This window comes from Paucibacter sp. TC2R-5 (assembly GCF_025717605.1).
In the GTDB taxonomy this organism is placed as follows: domain Bacteria; phylum Pseudomonadota; class Gammaproteobacteria; order Burkholderiales; family Burkholderiaceae_C; genus Paucibacter_A; species Paucibacter_A albus.
The window spans coordinates 134,365-155,616 of the sequence record NZ_JAJIRQ010000006.1 but is presented as its reverse complement, the minus strand read 5'-3'; the positions used below and the strand labels follow the sequence as shown (position 1 = coordinate 155,616).

The following is a 21,252-nucleotide window of genomic DNA, read 5'->3' as shown; positions in this document are numbered from 1 at the left end:
CATGCTGACCCGCCTCAAATCTCCCGAAGCCTGCGCCCGTTGGTTGCAAGAATGGACCACCGGCGTTCTGCGCACCGACAGCCGCGCGGTGCAGCCGGGGGATGCCTTCATCGCCTGGCCCGGCTATGCGCGCGACGGTCGCGAGTTCGTGGCGCAAGCCCTGGCCGCGGGTGCTTCGACCTGCCTGGTCGAAGACGCCGGGGTTGAAAGTTATGGGTTCGTGGACGCCCGTGTCGCGTCGCTGCCGGACTTGAAATCCAAGACCGGCTTGATCGCCGCCGCCTATTACGGCCAGCCTTCCAAGGCCTTGAACGTGATCGCCACCACCGGCACCAATGGCAAGACCTCGACCGCTTGGTGGTGCGCGCAGGCGCTGTCCTTGTTGGGCCAGCGCTGCGGCGTGGTCGGCACCTTGGGGGTGGGCGAGCCGCCTATTCCTGGTCGGCAGGCCGCTGCGATCGAATACACCGGCCTGACAACACCCGACCCGGTGCTGCTGCAAGCGAACTTCCGCCGCATGCAAGACCAGGGCTATGCGGCCTGCGCGATCGAGGCGTCCTCAATAGGCTTGAAGGAGTTTCGCCTCAGCGGCAGCGAGATCCGGGTCGCCTTGTTCACCAATTTCACCCAGGATCACCTCGACTATCACGGCACGATGGAGGCCTACTGGGTCGCCAAACGAGCCTTGTTCGATGCGCCGGGCCTGCGCGCTGCTGTCCTGAATATCGACGACCCCAAGGGCGCCGAGCTGGCGCATGAACTCGGCGCCAAGCTGGACATCTGGACCTGTTCATTGAGCAGCCCCGCTCGACTGCGGGCGACCGAGCTGCATTACCGTGCCGGCGGCCTGGCCTTCACGCTGCGCGAAGCCGATGAGGCGATCTTGATCGAGACCGGCTTGATCGGCGAGTACAACGTCGCCAATCTGCTGGGTGTGATCGGTTGCTTGCGGGCACTCGGCCATGGTCTGGCGGAGATCGCCGCTGTGGCGGGCCTAGTTACACCGGTGCCCGGCCGCATGCAGCGGGTCGGCAATGGCTTGGAGTTGCCGCAGTTGGTGGTCGACTATGCCCATACGCCGGATGCCTTGGACAAGGCCTTGACGGCGCTGCAGCCGCTGGCCGAGGCGCGCGGCGGCAAGCTGATCTGTGTGTTCGGATGTGGCGGCAACCGTGACCGTGCCAAGCGTCCGGCCATGGGCGCGATTGCCGCTGCCAAGGCGGACAAGGTGATCATCACCAGCGATAACCCGCGTGATGAAGACCCCGCGCAAATCCTGGCCGATATTGCCGCCGGAGTGGGCGGCGCGCCCTTGACCATGGTTGATCGCCGGTCGGCCATCCAGGCTGCTGTGCTGCAGGCCGGCCCACGCGATGTGCTGCTGGTGGCAGGCAAGGGTCATGAAGACTATCAAGAAATCAAGGGCCAGCGCTGGCCTTTCTCCGATGTTGATGAAGCACGTCTGGCCTTGATCGCGAGGGCAGGTCTGTGAGCCCCATGATGACGTTGGGCCAAGCCCATAGCCTCTTGTTGAGCGCCGTGCCGCAAGCGCAGCTGATCGGCGACGCCGCCACCCTGATCGGCCGCGTTCACAGCGACAGCCGCAGCCTGGCGCAAGGCGACTTGTTTGTAGCGCTGCGTGGCGAGCGCTTTGATGCGCATGATTTTTTGCCCCAGGCGCAGGCCGCCGGTGCGGTGGCTGCACTGGCCGAGCGTGGTCTGCTGGAAGCGAGCATGAGCGGCATCTTGGTGCCCGATGCCAAGGCGGCCCTGGGTCATTTGGCGGCCGCCTGGCGCGCTCGGTGCGAGCTGCCGCTGATCGCAGTCACCGGCAGCAACGGCAAGACCACGGTGACCCAGATGATCGCCAGCATCTTGCAGGCCTGGTTGGGCGAGGATTCGCTCGCGACGGTGGGCAATTTCAATAACGATATCGGCGTGCCCCTGACCCTGCTGCGCTTGCGCCAGGACAAGTCGCAATGGATGCGCGCGGCAGTGGTCGAGCTGGGCATGAACCATCCGGGTGAAATCGCCCCCCTGGCCCAGATGGCGGCACCCTCGGTGGCCTTGGTCAATAACGCGCAGCGCGAGCACCAGGAATTCATGCAGACGGTGGAGGCCGCTGCGCGCGAGAACGGCGCCGTCATCGAGGCGCTGGGTGCCACCGGCGTGGCCGTGTTCCCGGCCGAAGATGCTTGCGCGCCGATCTGGCACGCCATGGCCGGCACGCGTCCGCACCTGAGTTTTGCCCTGCAGGGCGAAGCCGATGTGACGGGCAAGGCGAACTGGGTAGACGGCGCAGACGCCGCATCGGTGGGCCACTGGGCACTGGAGTTGCATACGCCCGCCGGTGATGCGCCGGTAGCGCTGGCCGTGGCGGGTTTGCACAATGTGCGCAACGCCTTGGCCGCAGCGGCCTGTGCGCTGGCGGCAGGTGCACCACTCACCGCGATCGTGCGCGGGCTCGAGAGCTTTCAGCCGGTCAAGGGTCGCTCGCAGCTCAAGAGCTTTATGCAGGGTGGCCGGTGCGTCACCCTGATCGACGACAGCTACAACGCCAACCCGGACAGCGTGCGCGCCGCCATTGATGTGCTGGCCGACTTGGGGCGCAACTCATGGCTGCTGCTCGGCGATATGGGCGAAGTAGGTGATCAAGGCGAAGCGTTTCACCGCGAGGTTGGCGCTTATGCCGCTGCTCGTGGGATTGCTCATTTTTGGACAGCCGGCAGTGCGGCGGCCGACGCCGCGGCGGCATTTGGCCCGGCGGCCCGTCGTTTCAATACCAGCGCCGATTTGGTCGCGGCACTGAACAACGCTACCGAGTTGCCGGTGGTCAATAGCGTCTTGGTCAAGGGTTCGAGGTTCATGCAGATGGAACGGGTCGTTAGCGCTTTGCAAGCCCACGGCGGAGGAACAGTCAATGCTGCTTAGTCTGGCTCAATGGTTGCAGAGCATCTATCCCGAACTCGGGTTCTTGCGCGTCTTTCAGTACATCACTTTCCGTGCGGTGATGGCTGCCATGACGGCCTTGTTGATTGGTCTCGCATTTGGCCCCTGGGTGATACGCAAGTTGACCGAAATGAAGATCGGTCAGCCCATCCGCGAATACGGCATTCAGCAGCATCTGGTCAAGAGCGGCACGCCCACCATGGGCGGTGTCTTAATCCTGATCGGTATCGGTGTGTCCACGCTCCTGTGGTTTGACTGGAGCAACCGCTTTGTCTGGGTGGTGATGCTGGTGACCATGGGTTTTGGCGCAATAGGCTGGGTCGATGACTGGCGTAAGGTGGTCGACAAAGACCCTGAGGGCATGGCCAGCCGCGAGAAGTTTTTCTGGCAGTCCTTGATTGGCTTGATCGCAGCGCTGTATCTGGCCTTCAGCGTGTCGGAAACTTCGATCTTCGGCGTTATCGAGTTGTTCTTCCGCTGGGTCAGCAGCGGCTTCTCGACCGAGCTGCCGCCCAAGGCCGACTTGATCGTGCCCTTCTTCAAGACGGTCAGCTATCCGCTGGGCGTATTCGGCTTTATCGGACTGTCCTACTTCGTCATCGTCGGCTGCAGCAATGCGGTCAACATCACCGACGGGCTGGACGGCCTGGCCATCATGCCGGTGGTGATGGTGGGCTCGGTGCTGGGACTGTTTGCCTATTTCACCGGCTCCTCGGTGTTCTCCAAATACCTGCTTCTGCCCTATATCCCCGGTGCCGGCGAACTGCTGATCTTCTGCGCCGCGATGGCCGGCGCTGGTTTGGCTTTCTTGTGGTTCAACGCCCATCCGGCCCAGGTCTTCATGGGCGACGTAGGTGCGCTGTCCTTGGGCGGCGCGCTCGGTACGATGGCGGTGATCACGCGGCAGGAAATGCTGCTCGGCATCATGGGCGGCATCTTTGTGGCCGAAGTCTTGTCGGTGATGCTGCAGGTGAGCTGGTTCAAATACACCAAGAAGAAATACGGAACTGGCCGGCGCATCTTCAAGATGGCGCCGCTGCATCACCATTTCGAAAAATCCGGATGGAAAGAAACGCAGGTCGTCGTGCGTTTCTGGATCATCACGATGCTGCTGTGCCTGGTTGGTTTGGCCAGCTTGAAGCTCAGGTAAGGCGATGCGCAGCTACGAAGGCATTCGCGTATTGGTCTTGGGTCTGGGTGACTCCGGCCTGGCCATGGCCGCCTGGATGACGCGTTATGGCGCCAGCGTCCAGGTCTGGGATTCGCGCGCCAATCCGCCGCAGCTGGAAAAGCTGCGCGCCGAGCTGCCGGCCGCAGAGTTTTTCTATGGCGACCTGCCTGTCAGCGCGTTGAACGGCGTACAGATGGTGCTCAAGAGCCCGGGCCTGTCGCCGCTGGACGCCCGCATCGCTCCCTTCTTGACGCTGGCCAAGCAGACCGGCGTGCCGGTGCAAGGCGAGTTGGGCCTGTTCGCGCAAGCGCTGGCCGATCTGAAGCAAAGCCGCCAGTACGCGCCGGCCTTGCTCGCCATCACCGGCACTAACGGCAAAACCACCACCACCTGCATGACGGCCTTGCTGGTCGAGCGGGCCGGCAAGCGTGTCGTGATGGCCGGCAATATTGGCCCCAGCATGCTGACGACGCTGTCAGTGGCGCTGGACCAAGAGCCCGAGCCTGTTGTTGAGCCGATGACCGAGCCTGCCGTGACGGAGCCGCCGGCGCATCAAGTCTCTGATCCAGAAGTTGAAGTAGAAGTCGAGGCTGGGGCTGAGGTTGAAACCGCGCCGGAGCTTGTTGCTGAAACTGTGGCTGAAGCCGTGGAGCAAGGCGAGGACAAGCAGACCACCATGGAGATGGTCGATGCGCTCTTGAATGAAGCGCCGCTGCCTATAGACCCACCGCCGCCTAAAGGCCCGGTGTTTGAAGTTTTGCCTGAGGTCTGGGTTTTGGAGTTGTCGAGTTTCCAGCTCGACGAGGTGCGCGGGTTTGAGCCGACGGCTGCCGCCGTCTTGAATTTGAGCCAAGACCATCTTGATTGGCATGGCGATATGAAGGCCTATGCACAGGCCAAGGCGCGCGTGTTCGGTGAGGCCGCGTTGATGGTGATCAACCGCGACGACCCGGCCGTCGAAGCCATGGTGCCGGCCGCCGTGATGGTCAAGCAAGGCCGAGGTCGTGCGGCCAAATCGGTCGGGCGCAAGGTCGCTCGCTTTGGCCTGGACGCGCCGGACCGGCCGGGCGATTTTGGCTTGGTCACGGAAGGTGGCATGGCCTGGTTGGTGCGGGCCCGCGAACAAGATGAAACTTTGCGCCGGAAGCGAACTGTTCGCCCCCAAGCTGCTGCGCAGCACCCCCCGAAGGGGGCTGAGAAAGCTTGGGGCGGCCCAGCGCTTTCTCAGGGCGACGAGGAAGAAGAAATCACTCTGCAGCGCCTGATGCCCGCCGACGCCTTGCGAGTGCGCGGGCGGCATAACGCCGCCAATGCCTTGGCTGCCTTGGCGCTGGCAACGGCCGCTGGCTGCGCCTTGGCGCCGATGTTGCATGGATTGCGCGAATACCGCGGCGAGCCGCACCGGGTCGAGCATGTGGGGACGCTCAATGGGGTTGACTTCGTTGACGACTCCAAGGGCACCAATGTGGGCGCCACCGTGGCGGCGATCAAGGGCCTGGGCGACGACCGTGCGCCTGCCAAGCTGGTGTTGATTCTGGGTGGCGACGGCAAGGGGCAGGACTTCAGCCCCCTGGCCGCTGGTGTTGCCCGTTACGCCAGAGCTGTTGCGCTGATAGGCCGTGACGCCGAGCAGATCCGCGCCGCCTTGGCGGACAGCGGCGTGCCCATGCAAGACCACGCAAGCCTGGAGGCCGCGACGCAATGGTGTTTGTCTCAGGCGCACAGCGGTGACAGCGTGCTCTTGAGCCCGGCCTGCGCCAGCCTCGATATGTTCCGCAATTACGCGCACCGCGCAGAGGTGTTTGTCGCCGCCGTGCAGGCCTTGGCACAAGATCTGGGGCAGGGCCTATGAGTGCTGCTGCGGGCCTGTCCTTGAAGAGCTTTGCCGACCGTTTGAAGTCTTGGCTGCCCGGCGCCAAGGATGCGGCCGTGGATGTGCCCGTGCGTGAATGGGTGTCGCCAACGGCAGGTCAGCCCACGCGCATTCAAGGGCTGGATCTAACTCTGATTTGGGTGACCTTGGGCCTGATGGGCTTGGGCCTGCTGATGGTCTATTCAGCGTCGATCGCGATGCCCGACAATCCGCGATTCGCCAAATATTTGCCCACGCATTTTCTGACGCGCCACATCTTCGCTTTGGTGTTCGGCTTGATCGCGGCGCTGATCACGGTGCAGATTCCGGTCTCTACCTGGGAGCGCTTGGCGCCCTGGATGTTCGTGGTCTCGCTGGTCTTGCTGGTTGCGGTCTTGATACCCGGTGTGGGCAAGGTGGTTTACGGTGCGCGCCGCTGGTTGCCGCTGGGGGTGATGAACTTCCAGCCTTCCGAGCTGGCCAAGATGGCTATTGCCATGTACGCGGCCAGCTACATGATGCGCAAGATGGACGCACGGGAGAATTTCTTCAAAGCGGTCTGGCCGATGGCGATGGCCCTCGGCGTGGTGGGCGTGCTCTTGTTGGCGGAGCCGGACATGGGCGCCTTCTTGGTGATCGCGGCGATCGCGATGGGCATTCTGTTCCTGGGCGGCGTCAATGGCCGCATGTTCTTCTTGATCGTGGCGGTCTTGGTGGGCGCTTTTGTCTTGATGATCGCCTTCAGCGACTTCCGCCGTGAGCGCATCTTTGCCTATCTGAACCCCTGGGACGAGAAATACGCGCAAGGCAAGGCCTACCAGCTGACGCATTCCTTGATCGCTTTCGGGCGCGGCGAATGGTTTGGCCAGGGCCTGGGTTCCAGCGTCGAGAAGTTGCATTACTTGCCCGAGGCGCACACCGACTTTTTGCTGGCGGTGATCGGTGAGGAGCTGGGTTTTGTCGGCGTGGCCGTCGTGATCATCGGCTTCTTCTGGTTGTCGCGCCGCTTGTTCCATATTGGCCGCCAAGCGGTGGCGCTGGACCGTGTGTTTGCCGGTCTCTACGCGCAAGGCATTGGCATCTGGATGGGCGGCCAGGCCTTCATCAATATGGGTGTGAACCTGGGCGCTTTGCCGACCAAGGGCCTGACCTTGCCCTTGATGAGCTTCGGCGGATCGGCGATCTTGATGAATTGTGTGGCCCTGGCTATCGTGCTGAGGATTGATATTGAGAACAGAGCGCTCATGCGCGGAGGCCGCGCATGAGCGCTCTGTTCTCACGGGCCGAGCGCTGGGCCGCTCCCGAGCCGGCCCGCTATGGCAGCCGTCAGGCTGGCGTCCCCGCGGGGGACCGACCAGCGTACCCGCTGGGCGAGGGGCTCACATGAGCAAGCACCTCGTCATCATGGCGGCCGGCACCGGTGGTCACATCATCCCCGGGCTGGCGGTAGCCGAAGAAATGATTCGGCGCGGCTGGAGCGTCAGCTGGATGGGTACCGAGCTGGGCTTGGAAAACAAGCTGGTGCCGCCGACCGGCATCCCGCTTGACCGCCTGGCCTTTGCGGGCTTGCGAGGCAAGGGCTTGCTGCACACGGTCAAGGGCGTCTTCAAGCTGGTTCAGGCCTTTGTGCAGAGCCGCTCGGTGTTTGGCAATCGCAGTGCGGACGCGGTCCTGGGCATGGGTGGTTATGTTTGCTTTCCCGGCGGTTTGATGGCCTGGTTGATGCGCAGGCCGCTGATGCTGGTCAATGCCGATGCGGCCATGCTTTTGAGCAACCAGAGCTTGAAACCCTTCGCAAGCCGAATCGGCTTCGGCTTCGACGGCGTGGCCGCCGCATCGACCGCCAAAGCGGTTGTTACTGGCAACCCGGTGCGGGCCGAGATCGAGGCATTGGCCCCGCCGGCCGAACGCTATGCCGGCCGCAGCGGACCCTTGCGCTTGTTGGTGGTAGGCGGCTCGCTGGGCGCGCGCGCGATCAACGAGATGCTGCCCAAGATGCTGGCGCTGTGGCCGCAGGAGCAGCGCCCGCACGTCGTGCATCAAACCGGTCAAGCCAATTTTGCGGCGGTGCAGGCCGCTTACCGCGAAGCAGGCGTGCAAGCGGAGATCTTGCCCTTCATCGATGACATGGCTGCGCAATTGGCCCAGGCCGATGTCATTTTGTGCCGGGCCGGCGCGGTGACGGTGAGCGAAATCTGCGCGGCCGGTCTGCCTTCCGTCTTGATCCCCTTGGTCGTCAGCACGACCTCGCATCAGCGCGATAACGCCCGCTTCATGGCCCAGCATGGCGCGGCCGTGCATCTGCCGCAAGAGGACTTGTCGGCCGAGGGCGTGTACCAGCTCTTGAAGAGCATGGACCGCGAGGCGCTGCTGGAGATGGCCGAGAAGGCCCGTGCTTTGGCGCGGCCGCGGGCGGCCTCGCGGGTGGCCGATGAAATAGAAAGAATGGTCAATCCATCATGAAACACGCCGTCAAACACATCCACTTCGTCGGCGTCGGCGGCGCCGGCATGAGCGGCATCGCCGAGATCCTGCACAACCTGGGCTATACCGTGTCCGGCTCCGACCAGTCAGACAGCGCTACCGCTCAGCGTCTCGCCAGCTTGGGTCTGCAGATCCACATCGGTCACGCGGCGGCGCATATCGCCGGTGCGCAGGCCGTGGTCACCTCGACGGCGGTCAAGCCTGACAACCCGGAAGTGATCGCCGCCCGCGCCCAGCGCATCCCGGTGGTGCCGCGCGCGGTGATGTTGGCCGAGCTGATGCGCCTCAAAAAGGGCATCGCAATCGCCGGCACACATGGCAAGACGACGACCACGTCCTTGGTGACGGCAGTGCTGACCGAGGCGGGCATCGACCCGACCTTTGTGATCGGCGGAAAGTTGATGAGTGCTGGCGCCAATTCCCGCTTGGGTTCGGGCGAGTACATCGTCGTCGAGGCCGATGAGTCGGATGCGTCCTTCTTGAATCTATTGCCGATGTTGGCGGTGGTCACCAATATCGACGCCGACCATATGGAAACCTATGGCCACGACTTCGCGCGCCTGAAGGCCGCGTTTGTCGAGTTTTTGCACCGCATGCCTTTTTATGGCGCGGCCGTGCTCTGCGGTGATGATGCCGGCGTGCGTTCCATCATGCCTTTGCTGTCCAGGCCGATGATCAGCTACGGATTCGGTGCCGACAACGATGTGCGTGCGGTCGATGTGCGGGCGCTGGCCGGCGGCCAGATGAGCTTCACCGTGCAGCGTCAGGGCATGGCGGATTTGCCCATCACGCTGAATTTAGCCGGCTCGCACAATGTCTTGAATGCCTTGGCCGCGATTGCTGTGGCGACCGAGCTGGAGCTGCCGGACGCGCCGATCGCGGCCGCTTTGGCGCAGTTTGGCGGCGTCGGCCGGCGCTTTCAGCGCTTTGGGGAGCTGCCCACACGAGATGGCGGCACGTTCACGCTGATCGATGACTATGGCCATCACCCGGTGGAAATGGCGGCCGTCTTGGCGGCGGCGCGCGGCGCCTTCCCCGGCCGGCGCTTGCTCTTGGCGTTTCAGCCGCACCGCTACACCCGCACGCGGGACTGCTTCGACGACTTTGTGCAGGTGATCTCCACTGCCGATGCGGTCTTGCTGACCGAGGTCTACGCCGCAGGCGAAGCGCCGATTGCTGCGGCCGATGGGCGCGCGCTGGCACAGGCCCTGCAGGCGGCCGGCCAAGTGACACCGGTGTTTGTTGATGATGTGGCGAACTTGCCCGCACAGATCGCCGCCCATGCGCGCGGCGGCGATGTGGTGATCGTGATGGGCGCGGGCACGATAGGCGCGGTGCCGGCCAAGACAGTGGACTATCTGACGACGACGAAAGGCGCGCAGCCATGATCAGCAACCTTGATCTGAATATTGACCCCAAAGCCCTGGGCAAAGTGGCCGTCTTGATGGGCGGCGACTCGTCCGAACGCGAGGTCTCCTTGACGATGTCGGGGCCGGGCGTGTTGGCGGCCTTGTTGCACGGCGGAGTCGACGCCCATGCCTTCAATCCGGCCGAGCGCGGTCTGCATGAGCTCAAGGCCGAGGGCTTCGATCGTTGCTTCATCGCGCTGCATGGCCGCCACGGCGAAGACGGTACGGTGCAAGGTGCGCTGGAGTTACTCGGCATTCCCTACACCGGCTCCGGCGTGATGGCCTCCAGCATCGCCATGGACAAGATCATGACCAAGCGCTTGTGGTTGGCCGACGGCCTGGCCACGCCGCGCTACGTCAAGCTGAAGAAAGACCAGATCAGCCGCAAGCGCTGCATGGCGATTCCCGATGAGTTGGGCCTGCCCATCTTCGTCAAGCCGCCGCACGAAGGCTCGACCATTGGCATCAGCAAGGTGATGGGCTACTCGCAGATGCAAGATGCGGTGCAACTCGCGGCGCAGTACGACGATGAAATCCTCTGCGAAGAATTCATCGATGGCCCGGAGCTGACTTGTCCGATTCTGGGTGAGGGCGATCAAGCTTTTGCGTTGCCCGTGATGCAGATCGAGGCCGAAGGCGGCAACTACGACTATCAGAACAAATACTTCACCTCCACAACCCGCTACTCCACCGGCACGCTCAGCGAAGAAAAGGAAGCGGAAGTTCGCGCCTTGGTGCTGGCCGCCTACCAATCGCTGGGCTGCCGCGGCTGGGGACGTGGCGACGTGATGCTGCGCAAGAGCGACAACAAGCCGTTTTTGCTGGAGATGAACACCTCGCCGGGCATGACCTCGCATTCTTTGGTGCCGATGTCGGCCAAGGCGGCCGGCATTTCCTATGAGCAGCTGTGCCTGTGGCTGCTCTCGCAAGCACGTTTGGACGGCAAGGCCTGAGCCTCAGCTGAACAAAAGCTATGCGCAGCAACAGCACGCCCATCTCTGTGCCGCCCGATATCCGCCTGATGAATGCGGTGACGGCGCTGCTGTTGGCGGCTATGTTGGTGGCGGTGGCGGCCTTGGGCTTGCGCTGGGTGGTGAGATTGCCGGTTTTTGCGATCCGCGCCATCCAGGTGGACGGCGATGTGACGCGCAATAGCGAGGCTTCTTTGCGAGCCAATGCCTTGCCGCGTTTGTCGGGCTCATTTTTAAGCATGAACTTGCAAGACGGCCGAGATGCTTTTGAGTCAGTGCCCTGGGTTCGGCGCGCGGTGGTGCAGCGTGTGTGGCCCAGCCGCCTCTTGGTCAAACTGGAAGAACACAAGCCCAGCGCCTATTGGGAAACCAAGGCCGAGGGCGCCGACGCGCAAAGTGATGCCAATGTCGATCGCTTGCTGGTGAACAGTTACGGCGAAGTCTTTCAGGCCAATTTGGGCGATGTCGAGGACGAAGACCTGCCGGTCTTGGCCGGCCCAGCCGGCACCAGCGCAGCGATGCTGCATATGTGGCAGCGCTTGCAAACCGTCAGCGCCTCCATCGGCGAGCAGGTCGAGCGACTGGACTTGTCCGGACGCGGATCGTGGCGCCTGAGCTTTGAAAAAGGCGCCGTGGTCGAACTCGGGCGCGGCAGCGAAGACGAGATACTGGCCCGCTTCGGGCAATTTACCCGCTCGATTACCCAAATTACTTCGCTCAATCACGCCCCATTGTTGTCAGCCGATCTGCGTCATGCAGAGGGGTATGCGGTGCGCTTGAGCGGAATATCAACAACGCCCAGTCAGGTTAAACCCGGATTGAATGGCCGATCGAAGAAAAACTGAAGGATTAAAAGCATGGCCAAGGAATACAAGGATTTGGTCGTCGGGCTGGATATCGGCACGGCCAAAATCATGGCGGTGGTGGCCGAGGTGCTGGGAAATGGCGAATTGCGCATTGCCGGTCTCGGGGTTGCCAGCTCCACCGGGCTCAAGCGCGGCGTGGTGGTCAATATTGATGCCACCGTGCAGTCCATTCAACAAGCCTTGAAAGAGGCCGAAATGATGGCCGACTGCAAAATCAGCAAGGTCTATACCGGCATCACCGGTAGTCATATTCGCGGCCAAAACTCAACCGGCATGGTCATCGTGCGGGATAAAGAGGTCACGCCCATCGATGTGGCGCGGGTGGTTGAAACCGCCAAGGCGATCAATATTCCTAATGATCAGCGTCTGTTATTGGTGGAGCCGCAAGAGTTTGTCATTGACGGCCATGAGGTTAAAGAGCCGATTGGCATGAGCGGCGGTCGCCTGGAGGTCAAGGTCCATATCGTCACCGGCGCCCAGAGCGCCGCTGAGAACATCGTCAAATGCGTGCGCCGTTGCGGCTTGGAAGTCGAGCAACTGGTTTTGAATTCAAGCGCATCCAGTCTCGCGGCGTTGACCGCCGATGAACGCGATTTGGGGGTGGCTTTGGTCGATATTGGCGCTGGCACGACCGATGTGGCGATATTCACCGGAGGCTCTATTCGCCATACCGCCGTAATACCAATTGCCGGTGATTTGATTACCAGTGATATTGCGATGGCGCTGCGCACGCCCACCAAAGATGCCGAAGAAATCAAGGTCGAGCATGGCGTGGCCAAACAAATGCTGGCCGACCCGGCCGCTCAAGTTGAAGTACCGGGTTTGGGCGACCGGGCGCCACGGATGTTGTCGAAACAAGCCCTGGCCGGCGTGATTGAACCGCGTGTCGAGGAAATATTCTCTTTGGTGCAACAGGTAATTCGGGAAAGTGGTTACGAAGAGTTGCTTTCCTCGGGAATTGTTTTGACCGGCGGCTCGGCGGTCATGCCGGGTATGGTCGAGTTGGCCGAGGACATATTCCTGAAGCCGGTTCGGCGCGGTAATCCAACCTATAGCGGCGGCCTTTTCGATATGGTGGCCAACCCTCGTTCGGCGGCCGTGATGGGTTTGCTGGAGGAAGCCAGACTGTCGCGCACCCGGGGTTTGAAGGCGGCGCAGCAAGCGGGTTCGATGAAAACCATGTTCGGACGCGCCAAAGATTGGTTTCTGGGGAATTTTTAAGACAAAAAGCGCGGCCCACCGAAAATTTTGAGATGTTTTCTCACAAGTTTTTTGAAATGTATGGGCTTTATCTTGGATAATGTTTCTAACACGCATAGCTGCCGGGAAACAACGGCGGTGAGTGAAAAAAGAGGGTTTTCCCTGAAGTTTTTCACGTTAGGCAGCGGCACAACAGCTGAAGGAGAATTTGTATGGCGATCGAGATGATCGAAGAGTTTGACCAAGGCACCCAAATCAAGGTGATCGGCGTCGGCGGCGGCGGCGGCAATGCGGTCGAGCACATGATTGCGCAAGGCGTGCAGGGCGTTGAGTTCATCTGCGCCAACACCGACGCGCAAGCACTCAATCGCTCCAAGGCCGATCAGCTCCTGCAACTGGGTACCTCGGGCTTGGGCGCAGGCGCCAAGCCTGAAATGGGCAAGTCAGCTGCCGAAGAGGCCGATGCGCGCATCCGCGAGTCGATCCAAGGCGCGCATATGTTGTTCATCACGGCCGGCATGGGCGGCGGCACCGGTACAGGTGCGGCACCTGTGATTGCAAAGATCGCCCGTGAAATGGGTATCTTGACCGTGGGCGTGGTGACCAAGCCCTTTGAGTTCGAAGGTGGGCGCCGCCTCAAGGCCGCTGACGCTGGCCTGACCGAGTTGGAAGCCAATGTCGACTCGCTGATCGTGGTGCTGAACGACAAGCTCTTGGATGTCTTGGGTGACGATGTCACGCAGGATCAAGCCTTCGCGCATGCCAACGATGTGCTGAAGAACGCAGTCGGCGGTATCTCCGACATCATCCATATCCCTGGCTTGGTCAACGTCGACTTTGAAGACGTCAAGACGGTGATGAGCGAGCCCGGCAAGGCGATGATGGGCACGGCGCAAGCCACCGGCCCGGACCGTGCAGCCAAGGCGGCCGAAGCGGCCGTTGCTTGCCCGCTGCTGGAAGGTATCGATCTGTCCGGCGCGCGCGGCGTGCTGGTCTTGATTGCCGCCAGCAAGCTGACCTTCAAGCTGAGCGAGTCGCGCAATGCGATGAACGCGATCAAGCGTTATGCGTCGGAAGAAGCGCATGTGATCTACGGCACCGCCTATGACGAGAGCCTGGGTGACGCGCTGCGCGTGACGGTGATCGCCACCGGCCTGTCGCAACGTGCCCGGGCGGCGGCGCCACTGACCGTGGTGCAACAAAGCCTGCGCACCGGCACGCATGACATCCCGGTTTTGACCGAGACGGTGATGAGCCGTGGCGGCGCCGCTGCATCGACGATGGGTTTTGGCATGAGCGGCAGCGCTGACTTTGCCGCCGGTTCAAGCGGCCCAAGCGTGTGGCAGGGTCGCGGTCGCACCGCATCGGCCAAGGTTGAGGCCTTGTCGCAAAACGGCATGGACGAGATCGAAATTCCGGCTTTTCTGCGCAAGCAAGCCGATTGAGGTGAAGCCTAAAACCCTGGTGGGTTTGGGCGCAGAATGAAGGCCCGGTTCGGTGCAGCGATGGCACCGAACCGGGCCTTTTTTTGCTCGGGCCTTTTTTGCTTGAGCTCTCCGCCCTTGCAAGCGCCTGAACATATCTTGGCCTCAACCAAAACGATGAGATCGCTGCTGATGCGCTGCTTGACGGCCTTGCTGCTGGCCTTGTCGCTCATCGGTGGTTGCGCAGTGCATAAGGCGGCTGGCGCCCAAACCATGCCCCTGCCCGAGCCGATCGCCCGGCACGCCGGTGAGCCGGCCGTGACGGCTGAATTGGCGCTCGCGAACTGGAGTCGCGCTGACCTCGATGCCTGGTGGGCGGCGTTGCGGGCGAAGGATGGTGCAGCAGGCAAAAGTGGCGGGCTGCCGCAGGCACTGCAGCCGCCCAGCGATCCGCAGGCCTGGACGAGGGTGCAACTGCCCGATCTGAGCGGGCGCCCCTTATTGGCGCCCAGCCCGCCGGCCGAGGCCGCGTTTCAGATGCGTTGGTATCGCTTCCGCTATGTGCCCGAGCAGGGTCGCTGGCCGACGTCCGTGGCGCTGTATATGCCGCGCCTGGTGACGCTGGCTGCGGCGGTCTTGGTGCGCACCGACGAGGGTTGGCAGCCCGTCTTCGACAACCAGGCCGGTGCGCGCGAGCAATGGGTGCGGCCACTTTGGGCGCTTGTGCCCGCGGCGCTGACCGAGGCGCAGCAGCAAAAGATGATGGATGTCGTGGTGGCGGTGCCGGTCGTGACGGGCGCGCCTTTCTCGGTCTCAAGAGTCTGGCTGGGTGCCCGGGAAGACCTTGAAATACGCTTTCAAAGGCGCTGGTGGCTGCAGATCGGAATCCCGCAGGCCACCGGCCTAACTTTGATCGTCCTCGGTCTTTTCTCGCTCTCCTTGTGGGCACGCAGGCGCGACGAGCCGGCCTATTTCTTGTTCGCGCTCTTGTCCCTGGTTTGGCTGCTGCGCAATCTTCACTACCACCTGGACTTGCCGCGCACACCGGCTGGCCTTGAGTGGTTCTGGTGGCTCAGCAACGCTTCCTTGTCTTGGGTGATGTTGTTGATCTTCTTGTTCGCCTTGCGCTTTGCACACCGCCGCTTCGCGCAGCTTGAGCGGGCCATGTTGGGCTTTGTGCTGCTCAGTGCCTTGCTGACGCTGCCCTGGTGGAATGATGTGCTGGCCAGCCCAGTGCTGCAGCATGGCGCCAATGCCTTGGTCGGCCTGATGACGGTCGCCTTGGTGCTGCGTTTGGCCTGGCGCGACGGCAGCCGCGAGTTGCGCATGATTGCGCTGAGTTTGCTGCTTAGTTTGGCGCTGGGCCTGCACGATCTGATTCTCTTGGCCGGCTGGGCCTGGCCCGAGCATATCTATCTGCTGCCCTTCGCAACCTTGCTGACGCTGGCGAGTTTCCTGTATGCGGTGCAAGGCCGCTATACGGGCGCCTTGAGAGAGGTTGAGATGTTGAATCAGCAGCTTGAAGCGCGACTGCAATTGCAGAGCGCCGAGTTGCAAGCGCAGCACCAGCGCCTGCGCGAGGCCGAACGCCAGCAGGCCTTGCTGCTGGAGCGCCAGCGCCTGATGCAGGATATGCACGACGGCCTGGGTTCGTCCCTGCTGTCGGCGATGGTGGCGGTGGAGCAGGGCAGCATGGAGCAGGACAAGGTGGTCGAGGTGCTGCGCGAATGCGTCGATGATTTGCGTTTGGTGATCGATTCCCTGGAGCCGGTCGCACATGATTTGGTCGCACTGCTGGCGACCATGCGCTACCGGCTGGGCAAACGCCTGCAGGCGGGCGGCTTGATGCTGGAATGGGATGTGCAAGACCTGCCCCTGCTGGAATGGCTGGAGCCGCCCGACGCCCTGCATGTGTTGCGATTGATGCAAGAGGCGCTCAGCAATGTGCTCAAGCATGCGCGGGCCACTCGTGTGCGCATGGTGACCCGCAACCATGGGCGCTATGTCGAGATTCGGGTAGAGGACGATGGCGACGGCTTTGATATCACCAGCGCCCAAATGGGGCGGGGTTTGAAAAGCCAGCAGCGCCGCGCGCAGCGCCTGGGTGGCTCGCTGCGTATCGATTCAAGCCCGGGGCATGGCACCCGCTTGAGCCTGCGCCTGCCCGTCAAAAGAATGCCCCCGGATCAGCAAACACCACCTTGATCACCGACACTGAAGCCATGCTGCAACAAAGAACTCTCAAATCCCTGACCAAGGCGGTCGGCGTCGGTATCCACAGCGGCCAGCGGGTCGAGTTGACGCTGCGCCCGGCGCCTGTCAACACCGGCATCGTGTTCCGCCGGGTCGACTTGAACACGCCGGTCGATATTCCGGTGCGTGTGGATACGGTGTGTGACACCCGCATGGCGACCACGGTCAGCCCCTTGGGTGACCCCGGTGCGCCCAAGGTGCAGACCATCGAGCATCTGCTGTCGGCCTGTGCCGGCTTGGGGCTGGACAATCTTTATGTCGATATCAATGCCGATGAAGTGCCGATACTCGACGGCTCGGCCGCTAGTTTTGTCTACCTTTTGCAAAGCGCCGGCATCGAACAGCAGGCGGCGCCGAAGAAGTTTTTGCGCGTCAAGAAAGAGGTCGAGGTGCGTCAGGGCGAAGGCAAGCGTTTGATGTGGGCCAAGCTGAGCCCGCATCATGGCTACACGTTGAGCTTCGAGATCGAGTTCGACAACCCGGCCGTCTCGGCCACCGGCCAGCAATATGTGTTCGATATGGGCTCGGGCCAATACAAGCGCGAGATTGCGCGCGCCCGCACCTTCGGCATGACCAGCGATATCGAACTGATGCGTTCGCGCGGGCTGACGCTGGGCGGCTCGATGGACAACGCCATCGTCGTCGATGACTACAAGGTGCTGAACGCTGAGGGTCTGCGTTATGACGATGAGTTCGTCAAACACAAAATCCTTGATGCGATTGGCGATATGCAGGTCGCGGGCTATCCGCTGCTGGCGGCTTACACCTCGTTCAAGGGCGGCCATGCGCTGAACAACAAGCTGCTCCGCGCGCTGTTTGCCGACCCCTCGGCTTATGAATTTGTCAGCTTCGAGGACGCTGCCGATGCGCCCAAGGGCTTTGCGGAACTGGCCCCGGCCTGGTAGTCGAAATGCTGATCTTTCGCCTTGTCGTGGGCCTTTTGCTGTTCGCCGGTGTGCTTTGTTTTGCGCTCTACATCGGCACCGGCCAGGTGGTCTGGCGCCAGCGCGGCGTGATCGTCATCAAGTGGACGGTGTTGGCCGGCTTGGGCTTTTTTGCGGTGCTCATTCTGGAGCGGCTGGCGATGATGCTTTAGGGAGCCGGCCTTCTTCTACTCCTCCAGCGCTTGCAGCTGAACCAGGCGCTGGTAGACGCCGCCTGCATGGGCCATCAGCTCTTGATGCCTGCCGCGCTCGACCAAATGCCCGTGGTTCAACACGATGATTTGATCGGCCTCGCGGATGGTGGACAAGCGGTGCGCAATCGCCACCACGGTGACGCGGCCGCGCAGCGCGATCAGGGCTTCGCTGACGGTCTGTTCTGTGGCGCTGTCGATATTCGAGGTGGCTTCGTCCAGGAACAGGATGCGCGGCGAGCCGGCCAGCGCGCGTGCCATGGCGATCAGCTGCTTTTGGCCAGTAGACACGCGGGCACCGCCTTCGCCCAGCACGGTGTCATAGCCCTGCGGCAGGCCGCTCAAGAAATCGTGAACGCGGGCCGCCTTGGCCGCCGCGATCACGGCGTCCTCACTGATTTGACGTCCCATGGTGATGTTCTCGCGCGCGCTGGCGGCCATCAGATAAGGCTCTTGCGGCACCAGGCCGACGGCGGCGCGGAAGGCTTCGTCGGGGAAGCTGGCCAAGGCTTGGCCGTCGATCGTGATCTGCCCGCTTTGCGCCCGGTAGAAGCGCAGCAGCAGCGACAGCAGCGTCGACTTGCCGCTGCCGGTGTGGCCGACGATGCCTATGAAACTGCCGGCCTCAATATCGAGATCAAGCTCACGCAAGACCGGACGCTGTGCGTCATAGCCGAAGCTCAAATGCTCGATCTTGATGGCGCCGGCGCTGATGGCGTGCCCGGCCACGGCTTGGCTAGGCGCCACGTTCTCTTGCAGCAGGCTGCGCACCCGTGCGGCCGCGATCATCGACTGCTGCAATTGGCCGAACTGCATGGTGATCTGAATCAGAGGCTCCACCACGCGGGCGATATAGCTGAGGAAGGCAAACAGCAGCCCGACCTCCAGCCCGCTCACTTCGCGCCGGCCGAAGCCGTAAATCACCGTCACCAAGAGCAGCACATTGAGCAGGTCCAGCGCTGGGCGCAGCAGCCAGGCATTGGCACTGAGCTCGGCCACGCGGGCCTTCAGGTGTGCCTGATTGCTGCGCTCGAAGCGCGCCCCAAAACGCTGGGCGGCGCCGGCCGCCTGCAGCATCGCCATGCCGGCCATGCTCTCGGCCATTTGCGCATTGATGTCGCTGCGCAGCTGGCGCGCGCGCGCCACCGCCGGCGCACTCAGGCGTTGGTAGAGCGCGATGATCAACACCATTGCCGGCACCAGCGTCGCGACGATCAGCATCAGCCGCCAGTCTAGCCAAGCCATCGCGATCAGCGAGCCCAGCACCACGATGCTGGAGTCCAGCATCACATACAGCACCTGCCGGTAAAGGGTGTTGACGGCCTCGCTGTCATTCGTCACGCGACTGACCAACTGACCGGTGATGGCACTGTCAAAGTAGCTCATTGGCAGCGCCAGCACATGGGCGTAGACCTTCTCACGCAGGCGCAGGACCGAGCGGCGCGCCACGCCGGCCATGCGCGAGAGCTGGCCAAAGCGTATCCAGCTGCTGGCCCAGCTGCTCAAGAGCAACGCGAGCAGCAACTGGGCCATCGCGCCGGCGTCGAAATGGCGTGGCTGCAGATAAGTGTCGATGAAATGCTTGCTGATGATGGGGCCGAGTGCTTCCAAGCCAGCCGCCAGCAACAGCCAGATCAAGCCGCGCCAAAGCGTGGCCTTCTCGGGTGTGGCGGCCTCCATCAGCAGGCCGACGGCGGCCCAAGGGCGTTCTTTTTCAGCCGCGGCCGTGGCTTCAGTCTTGCGCATCGATGCTGGCCTCCAGTTGTTGATAGCGCCATTGCGTGGCGTACCAGCCGCCTTCCAAAGCCAGCAGCTCGGCATGGCTGCCTTGCTCGCTGATACGGCCCTGCTGCAGCACGACGATATGGTCGGCGTCCACCACCGCACTGAGCCGGTGGCTGACGATCAGGCTGCTGCGCTCGGGCCGCAGCAGCCTGAGCTCGCGCAGATGGGCCAGGATTTGTGTCTCGGTGCCGGTGTCCACGGCCGACAAGGCATCATCAAGCAGGAGCAGTGGCGCGTCGGACAGCAGGGCGCGGGCGATCGCCACGCGTTGCCGCTGGCCGCCCGACAGCGTCACGCCGCGCTCGCCGATCTCGGTCGCATAGCCTTGCGGTAGACGCGTGATGTCCTCATGCACGGCGGCCATGCGGGCTGCCGCCTCAATCTCGGCGGGCGTGGCCTCCGGTTTGGCCAGGGCGATGTTCTCGGCGATGCTGGCCGAGAACAAAAACGGCTCCTGCGGCACCCAGGCCAAGCCTTGGCGCAGTGCCTGCAGGCTCAGCTCAGGCAAGCTGTAGGCCCCGAGATGAATGCTGCCGCCGCTGGGCTCGAACTGGCGCAATACGAGCTGCAGCAAAGTGGATTTACCTGCGCCGGTCGGGCCGACCAGGCCCAGGGTTTGACCGGGCTCCAGCGTCAAGCTGACTTGGCTCAGCGCGGCCCGCTCGGCCAGCGCGTAGCCGAAGCCGACGTTGTCAAAGCGTAGCGTCGCACTGGCGGGCAGGGGCTGCGAGCCGCTGTCATTGAGCGTTATGGGGGCCTCCAGCACCGGCGACAAACGGTCCCAGGCGGCGCGGCCGCGCTCCAGCAAGGACAAGACCCAACCGGCCGCAAACATCGGCCAGATCAGCTGGCCCAGATACATGGTGAAGGCGGTCAGCTGGCCTATCGTCAGCTCTTGCTTGGCGACGAAATAGCCACCCAGGCCTAAGGCGATGGTCAAGGCTGCGCCCAAGGTCATGCCCACGGCTGGCTCGAAGGCAGCCTCCCAGCGCTGCGCCTGAAAACTGGCCTCGCCGGCGCTGTCGGCCAGCTCGCTGAATTGCGCCGCGTTGCGCTCGGTCAGCCCCAGGGCGCGCAAGGTACGCACGCCGGCGAGACCCTCTTGCACATGTTGATTCAGGCCCGAGAAGCGGCCCAGCGAGCTTTGCCAGGCTTGATGCACTTTCTCGGAGATACGCCAAAACGCGTAAGCCATGAAGGGGAAGGGGATCAGCGCGGCCAGGCCCAGTCGCCAGTCGACGCCCAGTGTCATCATCGACAGCACGAGGATCAAGGTCAGCGAGCCGTCAAAAGCCGCCAGCAGCGCTTCACCTGCGGCCATCTCCACCGCGTCGATGTCATTGGTGGCCAGCGCCATCAAGTCACCGGTGCGCTTGGCTTGGAAGAATACCGGGCCTTGCAGGGTCAAGACCTTGTAAAGCCGGGTGCGTAACTCGCGACCCAGACGGTAGGCGGCAGCGAACAAGGCCAGGCGCCAACCTACCCGCAGCAAATAGATCGAGACGCCGCAGCCGACCAAAAGTGCGAGTTGGCGCAGCAGCGCTTCGCCATGCAGCGAGCCGGCCACCAAACCGTCCACCACGTGACCGACCTGACGCGGAATCCACACGGTCAATAGAGCGATCCCCAGCAGCATCAAGGCCGACGCCGCGTAAGACGCCCAATGCCGGCGCACAAAGCCGGCGATCATCTGTTTCAGGGTCATGGATTTGTCAATGAGGCCGGCTCAGGGCCGCGCCGATCGGAGGACGAG

General features: G+C 62.8%; 16 protein-coding genes. 14 read left to right on the top strand and 2 right to left on the bottom strand.

Annotated features, from left to right (window positions below; genetic code table 11):
- Position 1 precedes the first annotated feature (1 nt).
- The 14 genes from LNV08_RS15420 (at position 2) to LNV08_RS15355 (ending at position 17,675) form a co-directional block, all read left to right on the top strand.
- Positions 2-1,492 (top strand): UDP-N-acetylmuramoyl-L-alanyl-D-glutamate--2,6-diaminopimelate ligase, encoded by a 1,491-nt coding sequence (locus tag LNV08_RS15420; RefSeq protein ID WP_263534610.1) that lies wholly within the window; start codon positions 2-4, stop codon positions 1,490-1,492.
- Positions 1,493-1,497: 5 nt separating this feature from the next.
- Entirely contained in the window at positions 1,498-2,931 is a 1,434-nt protein-coding gene (locus tag LNV08_RS15415) for a UDP-N-acetylmuramoyl-tripeptide--D-alanyl-D-alanine ligase (RefSeq protein ID WP_263534609.1), read from the top strand.
- Entirely contained in the window at positions 2,921-4,099 is a 1,179-nt protein-coding gene (mraY, locus tag LNV08_RS15410) for a phospho-N-acetylmuramoyl-pentapeptide-transferase (protein ID WP_263534608.1), read from the top strand. Before LNV08_RS15415 ends, mraY begins: the two co-directional genes overlap by 11 nt.
- Before the next feature lie 4 nt (positions 4,100-4,103).
- On the top strand, positions 4,104-5,972 hold the full coding sequence (locus LNV08_RS15405) for a Mur ligase family protein (protein WP_263534607.1): 1,869 nt from the start codon (positions 4,104-4,106) through the stop codon (positions 5,970-5,972).
- Positions 5,969-7,237, top strand: coding sequence for a putative lipid II flippase FtsW (gene ftsW / locus LNV08_RS15400; RefSeq protein ID WP_263534606.1), 1,269 nt, complete (start codon positions 5,969-5,971; stop codon positions 7,235-7,237). Before LNV08_RS15405 ends, ftsW begins: the two co-directional genes overlap by 4 nt.
- Before the next feature lie 118 nt (positions 7,238-7,355).
- Positions 7,356-8,435 (top strand): undecaprenyldiphospho-muramoylpentapeptide beta-N-acetylglucosaminyltransferase, encoded by a 1,080-nt coding sequence (gene murG / locus LNV08_RS15395; RefSeq protein ID WP_263534605.1) that lies wholly within the window; start codon positions 7,356-7,358, stop codon positions 8,433-8,435.
- Complete coding sequence (murC, locus tag LNV08_RS15390; RefSeq protein WP_263534604.1) at positions 8,432-9,844, top strand: UDP-N-acetylmuramate--L-alanine ligase; 1,413 nt, start codon at positions 8,432-8,434, stop codon at positions 9,842-9,844. Before murG ends, murC begins: the two co-directional genes overlap by 4 nt.
- Positions 9,841-10,818: a D-alanine--D-alanine ligase gene (locus tag LNV08_RS15385; RefSeq protein ID WP_263534603.1), complete on the top strand. Its 978-nt coding sequence runs from the start codon at positions 9,841-9,843 to the stop codon at positions 10,816-10,818. The genes murC and LNV08_RS15385 overlap by 4 nt, the downstream gene beginning before the upstream one ends.
- Before the next feature lie 20 nt (positions 10,819-10,838).
- The gene (locus tag LNV08_RS15380; RefSeq protein ID WP_263534602.1) at positions 10,839-11,681 is read left to right on the top strand and encodes a cell division protein FtsQ/DivIB; all 843 of its coding nucleotides are present in this window, start codon (positions 10,839-10,841) and stop codon (positions 11,679-11,681) included.
- Positions 11,682-11,693: 12 nt separating this feature from the next.
- Positions 11,694-12,923: a cell division protein FtsA gene (gene ftsA, locus LNV08_RS15375; protein WP_263534601.1), complete on the top strand. Its 1,230-nt coding sequence runs from the start codon at positions 11,694-11,696 to the stop codon at positions 12,921-12,923.
- 191 nt (positions 12,924-13,114) lie between these two features.
- Entirely contained in the window at positions 13,115-14,347 is a 1,233-nt protein-coding gene (ftsZ, locus tag LNV08_RS15370; protein ID WP_263534600.1) for a cell division protein FtsZ, read from the top strand.
- A gap of 156 nt (positions 14,348-14,503) precedes the next feature.
- Entirely contained in the window at positions 14,504-16,531 is a 2,028-nt protein-coding gene (locus tag LNV08_RS15365; protein WP_263534599.1) for an ATP-binding protein, read from the top strand.
- A gap of 17 nt (positions 16,532-16,548) precedes the next feature.
- Complete coding sequence (lpxC, locus tag LNV08_RS15360; protein ID WP_263534598.1) at positions 16,549-17,484, top strand: UDP-3-O-acyl-N-acetylglucosamine deacetylase; 936 nt, start codon at positions 16,549-16,551, stop codon at positions 17,482-17,484.
- A 5-nt stretch (positions 17,485-17,489) separates the two neighbouring features.
- Positions 17,490-17,675 (top strand): hypothetical protein, encoded by a 186-nt coding sequence (locus LNV08_RS15355; protein WP_263534597.1) that lies wholly within the window; start codon positions 17,490-17,492, stop codon positions 17,673-17,675.
- Positions 17,676-17,690: 15 nt separating this feature from the next.
- On the opposite strand, the gene LNV08_RS15350 is transcribed toward LNV08_RS15355, so the two are convergent.
- A complete protein-coding gene (locus tag LNV08_RS15350) occupies positions 17,691-19,460 on the bottom strand; it encodes an ABC transporter ATP-binding protein (RefSeq protein WP_263534596.1) in 1,770 nt (589 codons plus the stop codon).
- Positions 19,447-21,204 carry an ABC transporter ATP-binding protein gene (locus tag LNV08_RS15345; RefSeq protein ID WP_263534595.1) on the bottom strand — a complete coding sequence of 586 codons (1,758 nt, stop codon included), beginning with the start codon at positions 21,202-21,204 and terminating at the stop codon, positions 19,447-19,449. The genes LNV08_RS15350 and LNV08_RS15345 overlap by 14 nt, the downstream gene beginning before the upstream one ends.
- Between the last annotated feature and the right edge of the window lie 48 nt (positions 21,205-21,252).